This window comes from Asticcacaulis solisilvae, from assembly GCF_017875235.1.
In the GTDB taxonomy this organism is placed as follows: Bacteria; Pseudomonadota; Alphaproteobacteria; order Caulobacterales; family Caulobacteraceae; genus Asticcacaulis; species Asticcacaulis solisilvae_A.
Genome location: NZ_JAGGMI010000002.1, coordinates 334244 through 348305 on the forward strand (window position 1 = coordinate 334244; position 14062 = coordinate 348305).

The window sequence follows — 14062 nt, forward strand, 5'->3', positions numbered from 1 at the left end:
ATGCGTTCCTCTCATAGTACCAGTAGAGGCGACGCTATGCCCGCGTCATATACGGGGCAATTCCACCGAGCGGCGGAAAGGATCGATCGTTTGTAAGTATTCGCTAAAGCGCCTTTACAGCGGATGACGATAGCCCTTGCTTTCAACATCGACTGGCCGGCCATCGGCCCACAGCTCCGCGCCGGCGGGAGTATCTTCGGATACGCCGATACAGTCGCCGATGACGTAAAAGCCCGACATCATCAGCACCTTGGCGCCCGCCTCGTCGGCCGTGCACAGGATCTGATAGTCGTCACCGCCGGTGACCAGGGCGACCGGGCTGATGCCCGAGGCGATGGCCGCGCGCGCCGTCAGCGACGTCGGCACCTTGTTCAGGTCGATGCGGATCATCAGCCCATTGGCGCGCGCCATGTGGTCGGCATCGGCCAGCAGCCCGTCCGATATGTCCATGGAGGCGCGGGCATTGTCACGCACGCAGGTGGCGAGATCCGCGCGGATTTCCGGCAGGTGATACGACATCATCAGCTCGTTCATGTCGTCGTGCGACACGCCCATCAGCTGGCCTTCCAGCGCCTTCAGCCCCAGATAGGCCTGCCCGATATAGCCGCTGACCAGCACCTTGTCTCCCGGACGCGCGCCCATGCGCGACAGGGCGCGGCCTGCCGGCACCTTGCCGAACATGGTCATGGAGACGTGCAGCGGCCCGAAGGTCGACACGGTATCGCCGCCGAAGAGATCGAGGCCGAAACGGTCCTGCTCGATCTTCAGCCCGCGTGCGAAGTCCTGCTTCTCAGCGAAAGTCGTGCCGCGCGGCCAGGCGGTGATCAGCTGATAGCCATAGGGCTTGGCGCCCTTGGCGACGATGTCGGACAGGTTGACGCGCATCAGCTTGCGCGCCACCAGATCGAGCGGATCGTGTTCGAAGAAATGGACTCCGGCGACAATGGCGTCAGTATTGACGACGATGTCGTGGCCTCCGTCGGCCGGCAGGACCGAAACGTCGTCGATCAGCCCCCTTGCCTCGCGGCTGAGGCCGGCCAACGGCTTGAAAAGCTGATCGATGATCGAGAATTCGTCGTGTTCGGCCATGTTTCGCCCTCCCGTCGGGGAGATGCGTTATTTATCCAAACAGGCGAAAAATCAATGTGGGATAGAGACTTGCCCGGGAATTTTCCCGTGAACGCGTATAATTAAGTCAGGGACGGACGTCTTTGCCGATCCCGTCCAAAGCGCCGTTGACGAAGCGCGCCTCGGTCTCCCCGAAGAAGGCCCGCGCGATCTCGACATATTCATTGATAATGACTTCGAGACCGACGTCCCTCCGGAACTTCAGCTCCCAGGCGCCGGCGCGCAGGATGGCGCGCACCGTCGTATCGAGGCGTTCGATGCGCCAGCCCGCCGCCAGGCGGTCCGAGATCAAGAGATCGATGACCGCCTGTTCCTTGACGATCGTGCGCGCGCCCTCGGCGAAATAGGCCTCGTCGGCCTCGGCCAGTTGCTCGCCGTCGAGATCGCCCTCGAATCGGTAGTCGGAAAATTCGCGGATGACCGATTCGACGCCCGCGCCGGTCAGTTCCATCTGGTACAGCGCCTGGACCAGCACCAGGCGCGCTACGGTGCGGGCGCGCTTCTGCTTCTTGGTCAGGCCCGAGGACGGACGCGCGTCTTCTTGCGCGTTCAGTTGCTCGATGACGGCCTTGAGGCTGGTGGGCTTACGGATTTCGTTATCGTCGGACGGCTGATCAACCACGGACCGAGCCCTCCAGCAGCGACTTGCGCAGACCGATCATGGTCAGGCAGACATTGGCGACCGTGCCGCCCTTGTCGCCTTCCGAACGGCGCGCGCGCGCCCACGCCTGCTCTTCGTCCTCGACCGTGAGCACGCCGTAGCCGATGGCCAAGCGCTGGGTGTAGCTGAGTTCCATCAGGCCGCGCGCCGACTCGTTGCAGACATAGTCGTAATGGGTGGTTTCACCGCGGATGACGACGCCCAAAGCGACATAACCGTCGTATTTGACGCCCATCGGGCGATGCGCGGCGTCCTCGGCCATGGCGATGGCGGCCGGCAGTTCAAACGCGCCCGGCACGGTCACGACGTCATAGTCGATGCCATGGGCCTCAAGCGCGTCCTTGGCTCCGGCCAGCAGTTCGTCGGAGAGGTCCTCGTAGAATCGGCTTTCGACGATGAGGATGCGCAGCGGAGTTTCTGGGGACAAGGTGGTGGTCCTGAAGCTTTGGGAATAAGGCACGCTCAATAGCGCCTTATGGGCGAAAAAAGAAAGTCAAATTTAGGACGTGCGGCTTACAGCGTCTTCCAGTCGATGATCGCCAGGCCGTAGCCTTCGAGCGCGGCGGGCTTTGGCCGGGTGCCCGACAGGGCGATCATTTCGCGTACACCCAGATCGATCAGGATCTGCGCACCGACACCGTAGTCGCGCAGGCCTCGCCCGCCCTGCCCCGGTTCGTCGTCGGCGCCGAAGCGGTTCGACAGCACCTTGGCGTCCGGATCGCGCAGCAGCACCATGACCGCGGGGCCGTCGTGCGCCGCGAGGACCTGCATGGCCTGTTCGACATAGTTGGCACGCATGGAGCTGCCCAGGCCGCCCAGGACGTCGGAGGCAATATCGAGCTGGTGCATCCGCACCAGGGTCGGCCTTCCGGCCTGCGGCAACTGCTTGACCAGCGCCAGGTGTTCGGAACCGTCGAGCGTATTGCGGTAGACATAGAGGCGGAACTGGCCGCCCCACTGGCTGTCGAACGGCCTTTCCAGCACACGCTCGACGAAACGTTCTGTGCGGCGGCGGTAGGCGATCAGGTCAGCGATCGTACCGATCTTCAGGCCATGCAGTTGGCCGAACTTAACCAGGTCCGGCAGGCGGGCCATGGAGCCGTCATCATTGATGATTTCGCAGATCACGCCGGCGGGCGCCAGACCGGCCATGCGCGAAATGTCGACGGCGGCTTCCGTGTGGCCGGCGCGGACCAGCACGCCGCCTTCGCGCGCCACCAGCGGGAAGACGTGGCCTGGGCTGACCAGGTCGCGCGAATCCTTGGTGGTGTCGATGGCGACGGCGATCGTATGAGCGCGGTCCTTGGGCGAAATGCCGGTGGATATGCCTTCGCGCGCCTCGATCGACACGGTAAAGGCCGTGCCGTTGCGCGCGCCGTTGTCATGGACCATCGGCGGCAGGCGCAACTGCTTGGCGCGTTCCGGCGTGATCGACAGGCAGATCAGCCCGCGGGCGTGACGCGCCATGAAGTTGATGACGTCGGGTGTCGCCATCTGCGCCGGGATGACGATATCGCCTTCGTTTTCACGGTCTTCGGCGTCGATCAGGATGTAGGGCCGGCCGTTGCGCGCGTCTTCGAGGATGTCCTCGATAGCGGAGATCGGCGATTCCAGATCGTTGGGGATGGCGTTCAGACTCATGGCACGTGCACTTTAATGTTGTCCTATCGCTTCGCTGCTTGAGGACTTATGGAAGGTTCCGTTTCAAACCACCGCGCGGCATAGCGCGCAAGGCGGTCGACTTCAAGATTAACGAAGCCGCCGACCCGGGTCTGCGACAATGTGGTGTGCATCCAGGTGTGCGGAATGATGTTGACGCCGAAATCGTGGCCTTCGACCTCATTGATCGTCAGCGAAATGCCGTCGAGCGCGACCGACCCCTTCGGCGCGATAAAACGATGCAGCGGATCGGGCGCGCGGAATTTGAGGCGATAGCTGTCGCCGTCCTGGGTGACGCTGATCAGTTCCGCCAGGCCATCGACGTGGCCAGAGACGATATGGCCGCCCAGTTCGTCGCCGATCTTCAGCGCGCGTTCCAGGTTGACCAACTGGCCTTCGCGCCAGGTGCCGAGATTGGTCACCTTGAGCGTCTCGTTCGACACGTCAAGGCGGTAGGTGTTTCCCGTCTTCGATACGACGGTCAGGCAGCAACCGGCATGGCTGATCGACGCGCCTAGCTCGACATCGGACAGGTCGAAATCGACCTGCATGGTGATATGCGCGCCTGCGTCGGATGTCTCCAGCGTCTTGATTTCGCCCATGCTTGAAATAATGCCGGTAAACACTTCTGCCTCTTAACTTAATTCGTAGCTTTCCCACAGATCGTCGCCTACCGTCTGCACAGCCAGACGATCGAAGCGGTACATCTGCCCCAGGTCCGTTACGTTGAGATGGCCGATGACCGGCCGTCCGTCCCCTCCCATTATGGTGGGCGCGCGGAACCATTCAAGGCGATCGACCAGGCCTGCCTGCAGAAAAGCCGTGGCGATTACCCCGCCGCCCTCGACAAACAGGCTCTCGATGCCGGCTTTCGACAGGGCATCGAGCGCCGCAACCAGATCGACCCTCTGGTGACGAGACGGCACCTTGATCGCCTTGACCTGGGCCGCCAGCATCTCGCCTGGCAGGTCGACCGTCGTCACCACCCAGGTCGGGATGATGCGCGCCGTCTGCGCCAGTTTGGAGTTCAGCGGCAGGCGTCCGCGCGAATCGAGCACGACACGCGTTGGCTGATAGCCTTCGTAGTTCGGCAGGCGGACGGTCAGTTCCGGATCGTCGGCAATAGCGGTCTCAATCCCGACCAGCACGGCGTCGTGGGCGCCGCGCAGTTCATGGACAACGCTGCGCGCCGCCTCGCCCGTGATCCAGCGGGACACCCCGCCGGCCGTGGCGATCTTGCCGTCCAGCGTGGTCGCGAGTTTGAGCGTTATAGAAGGCCGGGCCACTAGGCGTCGTCTGTGGGGGATAGATCCTGCTCACCAAGTCCGCGCCGTATGTCGTGCGGATCATCGAGCACATCGTTGCTGAGACCTTCGTCGCCCAGGAACCGCGCGAAATCAGAGGTTTCGCGGAAGTCGCGATAGACGCTGGCATAGCGGACATAGGCCACGACATCGAGCGTACGCAGCGCCTTCATGACCAGTTCGCCCACGGCTTCGGACGGGATATCGGTCTCGCCCATGCTTTCCAGCTGGCGGACGATGCCCGACACCATGCGGTCGATGCGTTCCTGCTCGATCGGCCGCTTGCGCAGCGCGATCGACACCGACCGCTCCAGCTTGGTGCGGTCGAACGGCGTGCGCCGGCCCGAACGCTTGACGATCATCAACTCGCGCAGTTGCACGCGCTCGAACGTCGTGAAACGGCCGCCGCACTCCGGGCACGACCGCCGGCGGCGGATCGCGGCGCCGTCTTCCGACGGCCGCGAATCCTTCACCTGGGTCTCGAGATTTCCGCAGAACGGGCAGCGCATCGTCTTAGCCGTAGATCGGGAACTGCGCCGTCAGCGCCTTGACCTTGGCGCGGACCTCGGCCTGGACGGTTTCGTCAGGCGCGCCGCTGTTCGACTTCATACCGTCGACGACGTCGGCGATCAGGTTGCCGATGATGCGGAATTCGGCTTCGGTAAAGCCGCGCGTCGTGCCGGCCGGCGTGCCCAGGCGAACGCCCGAGGTGATGGTGAAGGGCTGTGGGTCGAACGGGATGCCGTTCTTGTTGCAGGTGATGAAGGCGGCTTCGAGGGCGGCTTCGGTCGCCTTGCCGGTCTGGCCCTTTGGACGCAGGTCGACCGACATGACGTGGCTATCGGTGCCGCCGGTGACGATGGCCAGGCCGCGCTCAACCAGGGTTGCGGCCAGGACGCGGGCATTGGCGACGACCTGGGCGGCATAAGCCTTGAACTCGGGCTGCAGCGCTTCGCCGAACGACACGGCCTTGGCGGCGATGACGTGCATCAGCGGTCCGCCCTGCAGGCCCGGGAAGACGGCCGAATTGATCTTCTTGCCGAGATCGGCGTCGTTCGACAGGATCATGCCGCCGCGCGGACCACGCAGGGTCTTGTGCGTCGTGGTCGTGACGACGTGGGCGTGCGGCAGCGGGTCCGGATATACCCCGCCGGCGACCAGGCCGGCATAGTGCGCCATGTCGACGAACAGATAGGCGCCGACCGAATCGGCGATTTCGCGGAAACGCTTGAAGTCGATGTGGCGCGGATAGTTCGAAGCGCCGGCGATGATCAGCTTCGGCTTGTTCTTTTTGGCCAGGTCAGCGACCTGATCGTAATCGATGACGTTATCGCCCTGCGTTACGCCGTAGGGCACGACGTTGAACCACTTGCCCGACTGGTTGGCGGGCGAGCCGTGCGTAAGGTGACCGCCGCAGGCCAGGTCCATGCCCATATAGGTGTCGCCCGGCTGAAGCAGCGTGAAGAAGACCGCCTGGTTGGCATTGGCGCCCGAGTGCGGCTGGACGTTGGCATAGGCGCAGTTGAACAGTGTCTTGGCGCGTTCGATGGCCAGCTTTTCGACCTCATCGACATACTCGCAGCCACCATAGTAGCGACGGCCCGGATAGCCTTCGGCGTACTTGTTGGTCAGGACGGACCCTTGCGCTTCGAGAACGGCCTTGGAGACGATATTTTCCGAGGCGATCAGCTCGATCTCATCCTGCTGGCGGTGCAGTTCGCCCTTGATGGCGTTCAGGATTTCCGCATCGGCGGTGGCCAGGTCGCTGTGGAAGAAGCCTTTGGGGGTAAAAGCGGAAGCGTTCGCGGGAGCGTTCAAGATGGAGAATCCTGTTGGCTGGAATGGAAAGGGAGAATGGGGCAGCGTTTACGCTTTGCCGCCTGTCAGGGCAACCCTTGTTTATTCACGATATTGTCTTAAGCGCTTATTCCCGGCTTGCGCGGCGGCTGGGGCGGGCCACCGCTCAGCTTGTTGCGCAGCTTCTGGACGGCCAGGCGCTTGACGGCCTCGGGGTCATTGACCGGGCCGATGGCGATGGCTTCTTCGCCGGTGGCGGCATCGACGGCCGTACAGCGGAGGAAATTACCGTTGCGCTGGAGTTCGAGGTAGATTTCGGACATGGGAGGAGATTAGCGCGAAAGGCGACCGATTACCACCTCTCCTCCCTACGCTTGCGTGGGGAGGTGGCATTTGCGCTAGCAAATGACGGAGGGGTATTCCTGCCGGAGTCGCCCCCTCCGTCACCTTCGCTTCGCTCGCTGACACCTCCCCACCCTGTGGGGAGGAGAAATTGTCAGGCCACGCCCGGCAGGCGCGCGACGTTGCAGTGCGTCCACAGCTTGTCCATGGCGCCGACCAGATGGTCCATCATCTCATCCGTATGATCCGGCGACGGCGTAAAGCGCAGGCGCTCGGTGCCCTTGGGCACGGTCGGATAGTTGATCGGCTGGACGTAGATGCCGTGGTCATTGAGCAGGACATCCGAGATCATTTTGCAATGCTTGGCATGACCGACGAGCACGGGAACGATGTGCGAGACCGACGGCAGGACCGGGATGCCAACCGCCTTGAAGCGGTTCATCAGGGTCTGGGCGCGTTCCTGGTGCTGGATGCGCTTTTCGTTGTGGTCCTTCAACCAGCGCACGGACGCCGCCGCGCCAGCCATCACCGCCGGCGGCAGCGAGGTCGTGAAGATAAAGCCCGAGGCCCAAGACCGGATGGCGTCGATGATCACCGACTTGGCGGCGATATAGCCGCCCATCATGCCGAACGCCTTGCCCAGCGTGCCTTCGATAATATCAATTTCACCCATCAGACCGTCACGCTCGGCGACGCCGGCGCCGCGCAGGCCATAAAGGCCGACCGCGTGGACCTCGTCGATATAGGTCAGGCAGCCATACTTCTTGGCCAGATCGATTGTGCCGCGGATATCGGCGATGTCGCCGTCCATCGAATAGACCGACTCGAAGGCAATCAGCTTCGGCGCGTTGGCCGGCGCCGCCTTCAGCAACGCCTCGAGGTGTTCGAGGTCGTTATGGCGGAACACCTTGCGCTCGCCACGGCCATTACGGATGCCGGCGATCATCGAGGCGTGGTTCAGCTCATCCGAAAAGATGATCAGGCCCGGCAGTATCTTGTAGAGCGTCGTCAGCGTCGCTTCGTTGGCGACGTAGCCCGAGGTGAAGACGAGCGCGGCTTCCTTCTGGTGCAGGTCGGCCAGTTCGGCTTCGAGTTCGTTGTGGTACCAGGTGGTGCCGGAGATATTGCGCGTGCCGCCCGAGCCCGAGCCGACTTCGTCAATCGCGGTGTGCATCGCTTCCAGCACGACCGGATTCTGACCCTGGCCGAGATAGTCGTTCGAACACCAGACGGTCACTTCCTGCGTCGAGCCATCGTCGCGCGTCCAGGTGGCGCGCGGAAACTGGCCGTTGTGCCGCTTGAGGTTAGCGAACACACGGTAACGCCCTTCGGCGCGAACCTGATCAACGGCTGCCTCGAACGCGGCGGTATAGTCCATAGTCTCAATCACTCCGGACGCCGGCTTGACGTCATCTCGTGCGCGCAGATAGCTTCGCAATCGTGCGGTTACAACCCATCTCCCGCGAAAAACCGCGCGAGCATCAAGGTTTCTTCTAATTTGTGTTAAATCCGCCTTTATTTCCAGCGCGAACCGTTCTCAATGTGGGCGCCAATTGTCGCAGGGAGCGTGTGAGATGACGCAGTCAACGGTATGGATTGGCCTCTTCCGGGGGATTAATATCGGCAAGCACAAGATGCCGATGAAGGAGCTGGTCAAGGTCCTCGAAGCCGAAGGCATGACCGATGTGAAGACCTATATCGCCAGCGGAAACGTGGTGTTCCGCTCAGATCTTGGTGAAAAGGCGCTGACCGAGCGGATCGAGGAGCTAGTTCATGAGAACTTTGGCTTCCGCCCCCCACTAACCCTGATCACCCTGCCCCATCTCGAAAAGCTGCTGGCCGCCAATCCCTTTCGCGACCACGAGCACAAGGGCAAGGCGCAGCATATCTTCTTCTTCCGCACGCCGCCATCGAAGCTCGATCGCGAGGTGTTGAATGGCATGCTGGCCGACAACGAGGCCTACCATGTCAATGACGAGGCGCTGTACTTCTACGCGCCGGACGGCATCGGCCGTTCGGTCTTCGTCGAAAAGATGGGCAAGGGGATCAAGGGCGAGATGACCGCGCGCAATCTCAATACCTGCGAGACCCTGCGCGATATGGCCGCGGCGGCGGAAAAGGCCTGAGCGCGGCTTGGCACGGCGTGCAATAGAGCCTAGATAGCCCAGAGATTTTCAAAGGTCCTGCCATGTCCTACCCAACGCCCGCGCCCTTTCCCCTCGCCCGGCCGCGCCGTCTGCGCCAGTCGGCCTGGATCCGCGACCTAGTGTCGGAAAACCGGCTGCATGTCTCAGACCTGATCTGGCCAATTTTCATCCACGACCGCGACGTCAAGCGCGAGGCGATCGGCTCATTGCAGGGCGTCGATCGCCTGAGCATCGACGAAGCCGTTAACGAGGCGCGTCAGGCAAAAGCACTTGGAATCAATGTCCTGGCGCTGTTTCCTCATCTGTCGGAAACGCTGCGCAATTCTGACGCCACCGCCGCCATCGATTCCAACGGGCTGATCCCGCGCACCTGCCGCGCCATCAAGGCCGCTGTGCCCGATATCGGCCTGCTGGTCGACGTCGCGCTCGACCCTTATACCGACCACGGCCACGACGGTTTGTTGCGGGACGGCAAAATCGTCAATGACGCCACCGTCGAAATGCTGGTCGAACAGGCGCGCGTCCAGGTCGAAGCCGGCGCCGATATTGTGGCCCCTTCCGACATGATGGACGGCCGTATCGGCCGTATCCGCCATGCGCTGGAAGCCAATGGCTACAGCGACACGCTGATCATGTCCTACGCCGCGAAATACGCCTCGGCCTTCTACGGTCCCTATCGTGACGCCATCGGCGTCAAGGCGCTGAAGGGCGACAAGAAGACCTACCAGATGGATTCGGCAAATTCCGAAGAGGCCCTGCGCGAAGTCGCCATGGACATCGCCGAAGGCGCCGACATGGTCATGGTCAAGCCCGGCCTGCCCTATCTCGACATCGTCCAGCGCGTGTCGGAAACCTTCCGTGTGCCGACCTTCGTCTATCAGGTGTCGGGCGAGTATGCGATGATCAAGGCCGCCGTCGAAAAGGGCTTCATGGACGAGGATCGCGCCGTCATGGAGACGCTTCTGGCCTTCAAGCGCGCGGGCGCGAGCGGCATCCTGACCTATTTCGCTAAGGCCGTCGCCGAAAAGCTGAAGGGGTGACCCATGAGCATTATTAGCGACCTGCGCGATGCGCTGAGCAACGAAACCTATATCCGCCTCAATGTTGACGACGGCAGCCACGAAGGCTTTGTCCTGGCTTTAAGCGACAAGCTGGTCCTGCTGCAGGCCGTCTACGAATGGCAGGACACCGGGGCGCTCATCGTGCCGATCGAGCGCGTCGAAAGCTGCGACATCTCCGACCATCACGACGACCAGGTCAAGATCCTGGCCTTCAACAGCGTCAAGCGCACCAAGCGCTATGGTGGCATCAAGGTGGCGAACTTCGCCGAACTGTTCAAATCGCTGAAGCCCAAGAACCGCTTCGTCGTCATCTCGGTCGAGGACGAGGCCGATGTCGGCCAGATCGACAGCATCGGCAGCGATCATGTGGTGCTCAAGGCCGTCGATCCCGGCGGCAACTGGATGGACGACGAGATCGAATGCCCGTTCGAAGAGATCACTTCCGTGCAGTTCGATGACAGTTATAGCCGCGTCCTGCAACGCTATGTCGAACGGACAGCACAGCTCAACTAGACAATATTGCCAAGAATACGTTACGCTTCCCCGGCTAGAGGGGGATTCCATGCGTAAACTGTTGTGCGTAGCTGTTGCCATCGCGGCTGTTTTGACGGGTGCGCCGGGACAGGCGCTGGCCGCCAAGAAGCCGGACCCGACCGCCGTCAAACCGAGCGAGCTGTCCGTTATCAATGCCATCCTGCGCCAGGGCCGCGCCAAGGCGGAAAAAGGCGACTGGGCCGGCGCCAAGGAAAGCTATCAGTCGGTCATCGACAATCCGGTCTTCCCCAGGCTGGCGCCCGAAATGCGCCATTTCGCCTACTATGTCCTGGCCGCGGCCGAGCTTTATAACGACGAAGCCGAGGCCGCCTACACGCACATGGTCGCGGCAGCCGAAGCCGCGCCCAAGAAGATGGACGGGTCGGACTGGCTGTTCTTTGCCAATGTCGCCTTCGAGGCCGGAAAGTCCGAAGCGGCTGGCGACGCCGCCGTGCGCGCCGTCACTGAGTTTCCCGACGAGGTCAAGAAGGCCGACAGCTGGCGCGTCTTCAGCCTGGCGAACCGGTTCGACGACATCAGGGACGACCGCGTCCGTTACCAGAAATTCCTCGAAGGCCTGCGCGGCATCAATTACGTGCCCGAAGCCGCCTTCACTACCGCCGAAACCCTGTGGTTCGACCTGTTCACCATCTATGCCGACCGTGGCGACGACGCGAAGGCGCAAGGCCTTGCCGACGGGCTGACCGAGTCCTTCACCGTCGTGCGCCGCCAGACCGACAAGCGCTACCAGCGCTTTGTGCCCGCCGGTGACGACGCCTATGTGAAGGCGCTTGAAGGCGATATCGCCGTTGCACGGTCGCTGATGACCCGGCATCCGGCGAAGATGGAAGGCGTGCAATCGCTGGCCGAAACGCTGAAAAACGCCAACCGATTGCCAGAGGCCCTGAAGCTGGCCGATGAGGCTCTGGCCAAGGTCGATGCCGCGCCCAAGGACAAGCCGGCCTTCGAGGATCTTAAGGACTACCACGCCTGGACGCTCGGCACCCGGTCCGACATCCTGATGCTGATGGGACGCCACGATGACGCCCTGGCGGCACAGACCAGGGCGCGCGACGTCGCGGTTACGGCCGATCAGGATACGGTCAGCCACAGGATCAACCTTGGCGGCGTCCTGAACGACCTTGGCCGGCCGGCGGACGCCCTGGCGGAGGTCAAGGAGGTCGACAGCAAGAAGACCAGCAAGTACGGCGTGATGGCGGCTGAGGAAGTCCGCGCCTGTGCCCACGCGCAACGGGGAGACAAGGCGGCCCTCGCCACGTCGCTCGACTACATGCGCACCCATGCCGATGACGGGGAAAACGTCCTGCAGTCGGCGCTTCTGTGCGCCAACGAAATGGACGAGGCCGCCAAACGGCTGATCGCACGGCTGGACGATCCGCTAAAGCGCGGCCCGGCGCTGGCAAGGGTGCAGACCTACCTGCCCAAGCTCCAGCCAACCGCCTGGCAGAAAACAGTCGACGGCCGGCTTGCGGCGCTGATCGCGCGGCCGGACGTCCAGGCAGCGGTGGTGAAATACGGCGTAATCCGGCGATACCCCGTCTTCAGCTACAGATAAACGGCCGCTAAATGCGCCACAATCGTTTGGCGTTATACTGACTGCGCAAGGGCGATGAGGTTCGACACATGGAGGAACCATGACCGCCGCCTATGTCCTTCTTCTCGGCCTGATGTTTCAGCCGATCGACAGTGCACCCTTGCCGCCCGTCAAACCGCAGCACGACGGCACCTATTTGAGCTGCACCTATTTCGACTTTAATCGCAACGTCAATTACCGCTCGCGGGTCTTTCCGGTCCAGGGCGTGCCGGAAACACCGCGCACCGACGTTTCGCTGTTCACCGATGCCTTCGCCAAGGCGATCACGGCGCAATATCACGTGCCAGTCGACATGCGCCACGTCCACTGCGATACCGTCGGCGCCTGGCGCATAGATGCGGAACTGGAGCTTCAGGCGGCGCTCGATGCCGGCACGGCCAAGCCGCCCGAAGACGGCCGCCGCGTCAACTGGCCGGCCAGTTAGTCCTTGGCACGGCGCGCTTCGAGACGCGCATGCAGGCTGGACGTATCCCAGCGGCTGCCGCCCATGGCCTGGACCTCGCTGTAGAACTGGTCGACCAGGGCCGTTAGCGCCAGATGTGCGCCATTGTCGCGCGCCTCATCGAGCGCGATGCCGAGATCCTTGCGCATCCAGTCGACGGCGAAACCGAAGTCGTACTTGCCGTCGTTCATCGTGCCCCAGCGGTTGTTCATCTGCCAGGAGCCCGCGGCTCCGCCAGAGATCGCACCCAGCACCTTGTCGGGATCGAGGCCTGCGCTGCGCGTAAAATGCAGGGCTTCGGCGACGCCCTGGACGACGCCGGCAATGGCGATCTGGTTGGCCATCTTGGCGGTCTGGCCGGCGCCGGCCTCGCCGATATGGACGATGACCTTGGTATAGGGTGCCAGAAGCGCCTCCACCTCGGCAAAGCGGCTGTCAGAACCGCCGACCATGATGGCCAGTTGGCCATTGACCGCGCCCGCCTGCCCGCCCGACACGGGTGCATCATAGAAATCGAAGCCTTTTGAAGCGCATAGCACCTCCAGTTCACGCGCCAGTTTGGCCGAGGTCGTGGTGTGATCGATGATCAAGGTGCCCGGCTTCAGATGCGGCAGCGCCTCCAAGACCGTCTCGCGCACATCCTGGTCGCGGCCGACGCACAGCAGAAGGACGTCGGCACCGGCGACCGCTTCGGCCACGCTGGCCGCTGCCACACCACCTGTCTCCTTCGCCCAGGCCTCGGTCTTTGCGAAGGTGCGGTTATAGCCGGTGACGCTGTGGCCTGCCTTGATGAGGTGGCCGGCCATCGGCCCGCCCATGATGCCAAGCCCGGCAAAACACAGTTTCACGACGCGCTCCTGATTTCGCCGTAGCGGCCACGAAAGAAGGTCAGTCCTCCCTGCGCGTCGTCCTTGTCGAACGACGTCACCCGCCCGACAATGACCAGGTGGTCGCCGACAGTCCGCGTTTCATAGGTTTCGCACGCCAGGAAACCCAGCACATTGTTCAGGCGTAACGGATGCAGTGCGCTGACCAGCCCTTCCTCTGGCAGGATATGGGCATTGAAGCGCGCGAACCGCTGCGACAGGTCCTGCTGGCCGCCCGACAGGATGTTGATGCCGAAAGCCGGCGCGTCGGCATAAACGCCGTAACGATGCGCCTTGTTGTCCAGGCACCACTGCACCAGTGGCGGATCGAGCGAGACCGAAGAAAAGGAATTGGCGGTCATGCCCAGCACATGGCCGTCGACATGGTCGGGATCGGGCACGGTGATGACGCAGACGCCAGTGGCAAATCCGCCAAGGGTGTGTCGGTAGGTCTTGTCCATCAGTCTCCCGGCCATGAGCGATATGGCGAAACGAAGTTCGGCGCA

General features: G+C 62.7%; 17 protein-coding genes. 5 read left to right on the forward strand and 12 right to left on the reverse strand.

All coding sequences use genetic code 11. The features are described from left to right. Nucleotides 1-114: 114 nt before the first annotated feature. From thiL to hemA, 10 genes are all read right to left on the reverse strand, one after another. Nucleotides 115-1089: a thiamine-phosphate kinase gene (gene thiL, locus J2X24_RS04660; RefSeq protein ID WP_209717321.1), complete on the reverse strand. Its 975-nt coding sequence runs from the start codon at nucleotides 1087-1089 to the stop codon at nucleotides 115-117. Nucleotides 1090-1195: 106 nt separating this feature from the next. Then, nucleotides 1196-1750, reverse strand: coding sequence for a transcription antitermination factor NusB (gene nusB / locus J2X24_RS04665; protein ID WP_404977812.1), 555 nt, complete (start codon nucleotides 1748-1750; stop codon nucleotides 1196-1198). Further along, nucleotides 1743-2216, reverse strand: coding sequence for a 6,7-dimethyl-8-ribityllumazine synthase (ribH, locus tag J2X24_RS04670; protein ID WP_209717324.1), 474 nt, complete (start codon nucleotides 2214-2216; stop codon nucleotides 1743-1745). The genes nusB and ribH overlap by 8 nt, the downstream gene beginning before the upstream one ends. Before the next feature lie 86 nt (nucleotides 2217-2302). Further along, on the reverse strand, nucleotides 2303-3430 hold the full coding sequence (gene ribB, locus J2X24_RS04675; RefSeq protein ID WP_209717327.1) for a 3,4-dihydroxy-2-butanone-4-phosphate synthase: 1128 nt from the start codon (nucleotides 3428-3430) through the stop codon (nucleotides 2303-2305). A 23-nt stretch (nucleotides 3431-3453) separates the two neighbouring features. Continuing rightward, on the reverse strand, nucleotides 3454-4074 hold the full coding sequence (locus J2X24_RS04680; protein ID WP_209717329.1) for a riboflavin synthase: 621 nt from the start codon (nucleotides 4072-4074) through the stop codon (nucleotides 3454-3456). Nucleotides 4075-4083: 9 nt separating this feature from the next. Continuing rightward, nucleotides 4084-4734, reverse strand: coding sequence for a RibD family protein (locus tag J2X24_RS04685; RefSeq protein ID WP_209717332.1), 651 nt, complete (start codon nucleotides 4732-4734; stop codon nucleotides 4084-4086). Further along, nucleotides 4734-5261 carry a transcriptional regulator NrdR gene (nrdR, locus tag J2X24_RS04690; RefSeq protein WP_209717334.1) on the reverse strand — a complete coding sequence of 176 codons (528 nt, stop codon included), beginning with the start codon at nucleotides 5259-5261 and terminating at the stop codon, nucleotides 4734-4736. The genes J2X24_RS04685 and nrdR overlap by 1 nt, the downstream gene beginning before the upstream one ends. Nucleotides 5262-5265: 4 nt before the next feature. Continuing rightward, a complete protein-coding gene (gene glyA / locus J2X24_RS04695; protein ID WP_281064917.1) occupies nucleotides 5266-6570 on the reverse strand; it encodes a serine hydroxymethyltransferase in 1305 nt (434 codons plus the stop codon). A gap of 98 nt (nucleotides 6571-6668) precedes the next feature. Beyond that, a complete protein-coding gene (locus J2X24_RS04700; protein ID WP_209717337.1) occupies nucleotides 6669-6872 on the reverse strand; it encodes a DUF6898 family protein in 204 nt (67 codons plus the stop codon). Between the two features lie 173 nt (nucleotides 6873-7045). Beyond that, a complete protein-coding gene (gene hemA / locus J2X24_RS04705) occupies nucleotides 7046-8269 on the reverse strand; it encodes a 5-aminolevulinate synthase (protein WP_209717340.1) in 1224 nt (407 codons plus the stop codon). 196 nt (nucleotides 8270-8465) lie between these two features. Here hemA and J2X24_RS04710 point away from each other — a divergent pair, with 196 nt between their 5' ends. The 5 genes from J2X24_RS04710 to J2X24_RS04730 all read left to right on the forward strand — a co-directional run bounded on the left by J2X24_RS04710 (nucleotide 8466) and on the right by J2X24_RS04730 (nucleotide 12672). Next, nucleotides 8466-9017, forward strand: a complete 552-nt coding sequence (locus J2X24_RS04710) for a DUF1697 domain-containing protein (RefSeq protein WP_209717343.1) — start codon at nucleotides 8466-8468, stop codon at nucleotides 9015-9017. Nucleotides 9018-9079: 62 nt separating this feature from the next. After that, nucleotides 9080-10078, forward strand: a complete 999-nt coding sequence (hemB, locus tag J2X24_RS04715; protein WP_209717346.1) for a porphobilinogen synthase — start codon at nucleotides 9080-9082, stop codon at nucleotides 10076-10078. 3 nt (nucleotides 10079-10081) lie between these two features. After that, complete coding sequence (locus tag J2X24_RS04720) at nucleotides 10082-10612, forward strand: hypothetical protein (protein WP_209717349.1); 531 nt, start codon at nucleotides 10082-10084, stop codon at nucleotides 10610-10612. Nucleotides 10613-10661: 49 nt separating this feature from the next. Beyond that, on the forward strand, nucleotides 10662-12209 hold the full coding sequence (locus J2X24_RS04725) for a tetratricopeptide repeat protein (RefSeq protein WP_209717352.1): 1548 nt from the start codon (nucleotides 10662-10664) through the stop codon (nucleotides 12207-12209). 79 nt (nucleotides 12210-12288) lie between these two features. Further along, on the forward strand, nucleotides 12289-12672 hold the full coding sequence (locus J2X24_RS04730; protein WP_209717355.1) for a hypothetical protein: 384 nt from the start codon (nucleotides 12289-12291) through the stop codon (nucleotides 12670-12672). On the opposite strand, the gene J2X24_RS04735 is transcribed toward J2X24_RS04730, so the two are convergent. Together J2X24_RS04735 and J2X24_RS04740 are read right to left on the reverse strand one after the other, a co-directional pair. Then, complete coding sequence (locus J2X24_RS04735; protein ID WP_209717358.1) at nucleotides 12669-13538, reverse strand: NAD(P)-dependent oxidoreductase; 870 nt, start codon at nucleotides 13536-13538, stop codon at nucleotides 12669-12671. The two genes, J2X24_RS04730 and J2X24_RS04735, sit on opposite strands and share 4 nt — an antisense overlap. After that, nucleotides 13535-14017 carry a flavin reductase family protein gene (locus J2X24_RS04740; RefSeq protein ID WP_209717361.1) on the reverse strand — a complete coding sequence of 161 codons (483 nt, stop codon included), beginning with the start codon at nucleotides 14015-14017 and terminating at the stop codon, nucleotides 13535-13537. Before J2X24_RS04740 ends, J2X24_RS04735 begins: the two co-directional genes overlap by 4 nt. Nucleotides 14018-14062: the final 45 nt, after the last annotated feature.

Coding starts and splice junctions, on each gene's coding strand:
- thiL (WP_209717321.1), bottom strand. CDS start 1,089: ATGGCCGAACACGACGAATTCTCGATCATCGATCAGCTTTTCAAGCCG.
- ribB (WP_209717327.1), bottom strand. CDS start 3,430: ATGAGTCTGAACGCCATCCCCAACGATCTGGAATCGCCGATCTCCGCT.
- nrdR (WP_209717334.1), bottom strand. CDS start 5,261: ATGCGCTGCCCGTTCTGCGGAAATCTCGAGACCCAGGTGAAGGATTCG.
- J2X24_RS04700 (WP_209717337.1), bottom strand. CDS start 6,872: ATGTCCGAAATCTACCTCGAACTCCAGCGCAACGGTAATTTCCTCCGC.
- hemA (WP_209717340.1), bottom strand. CDS start 8,269: ATGGACTATACCGCCGCGTTCGAGGCAGCCGTTGATCAGGTTCGCGCC.
- J2X24_RS04710 (WP_209717343.1), top strand. CDS start 8,466: ATGACGCAGTCAACGGTATGGATTGGCCTCTTCCGGGGGATTAATATC.
- hemB (WP_209717346.1), top strand. CDS start 9,080: ATGTCCTACCCAACGCCCGCGCCCTTTCCCCTCGCCCGGCCGCGCCGT.
- J2X24_RS04720 (WP_209717349.1), top strand. CDS start 10,082: ATGAGCATTATTAGCGACCTGCGCGATGCGCTGAGCAACGAAACCTAT.
- J2X24_RS04725 (WP_209717352.1), top strand. CDS start 10,662: ATGCGTAAACTGTTGTGCGTAGCTGTTGCCATCGCGGCTGTTTTGACG.
- J2X24_RS04730 (WP_209717355.1), top strand. CDS start 12,289: ATGACCGCCGCCTATGTCCTTCTTCTCGGCCTGATGTTTCAGCCGATC.
- J2X24_RS04740 (WP_209717361.1), bottom strand. CDS start 14,017: ATGGACAAGACCTACCGACACACCCTTGGCGGATTTGCCACTGGCGTC.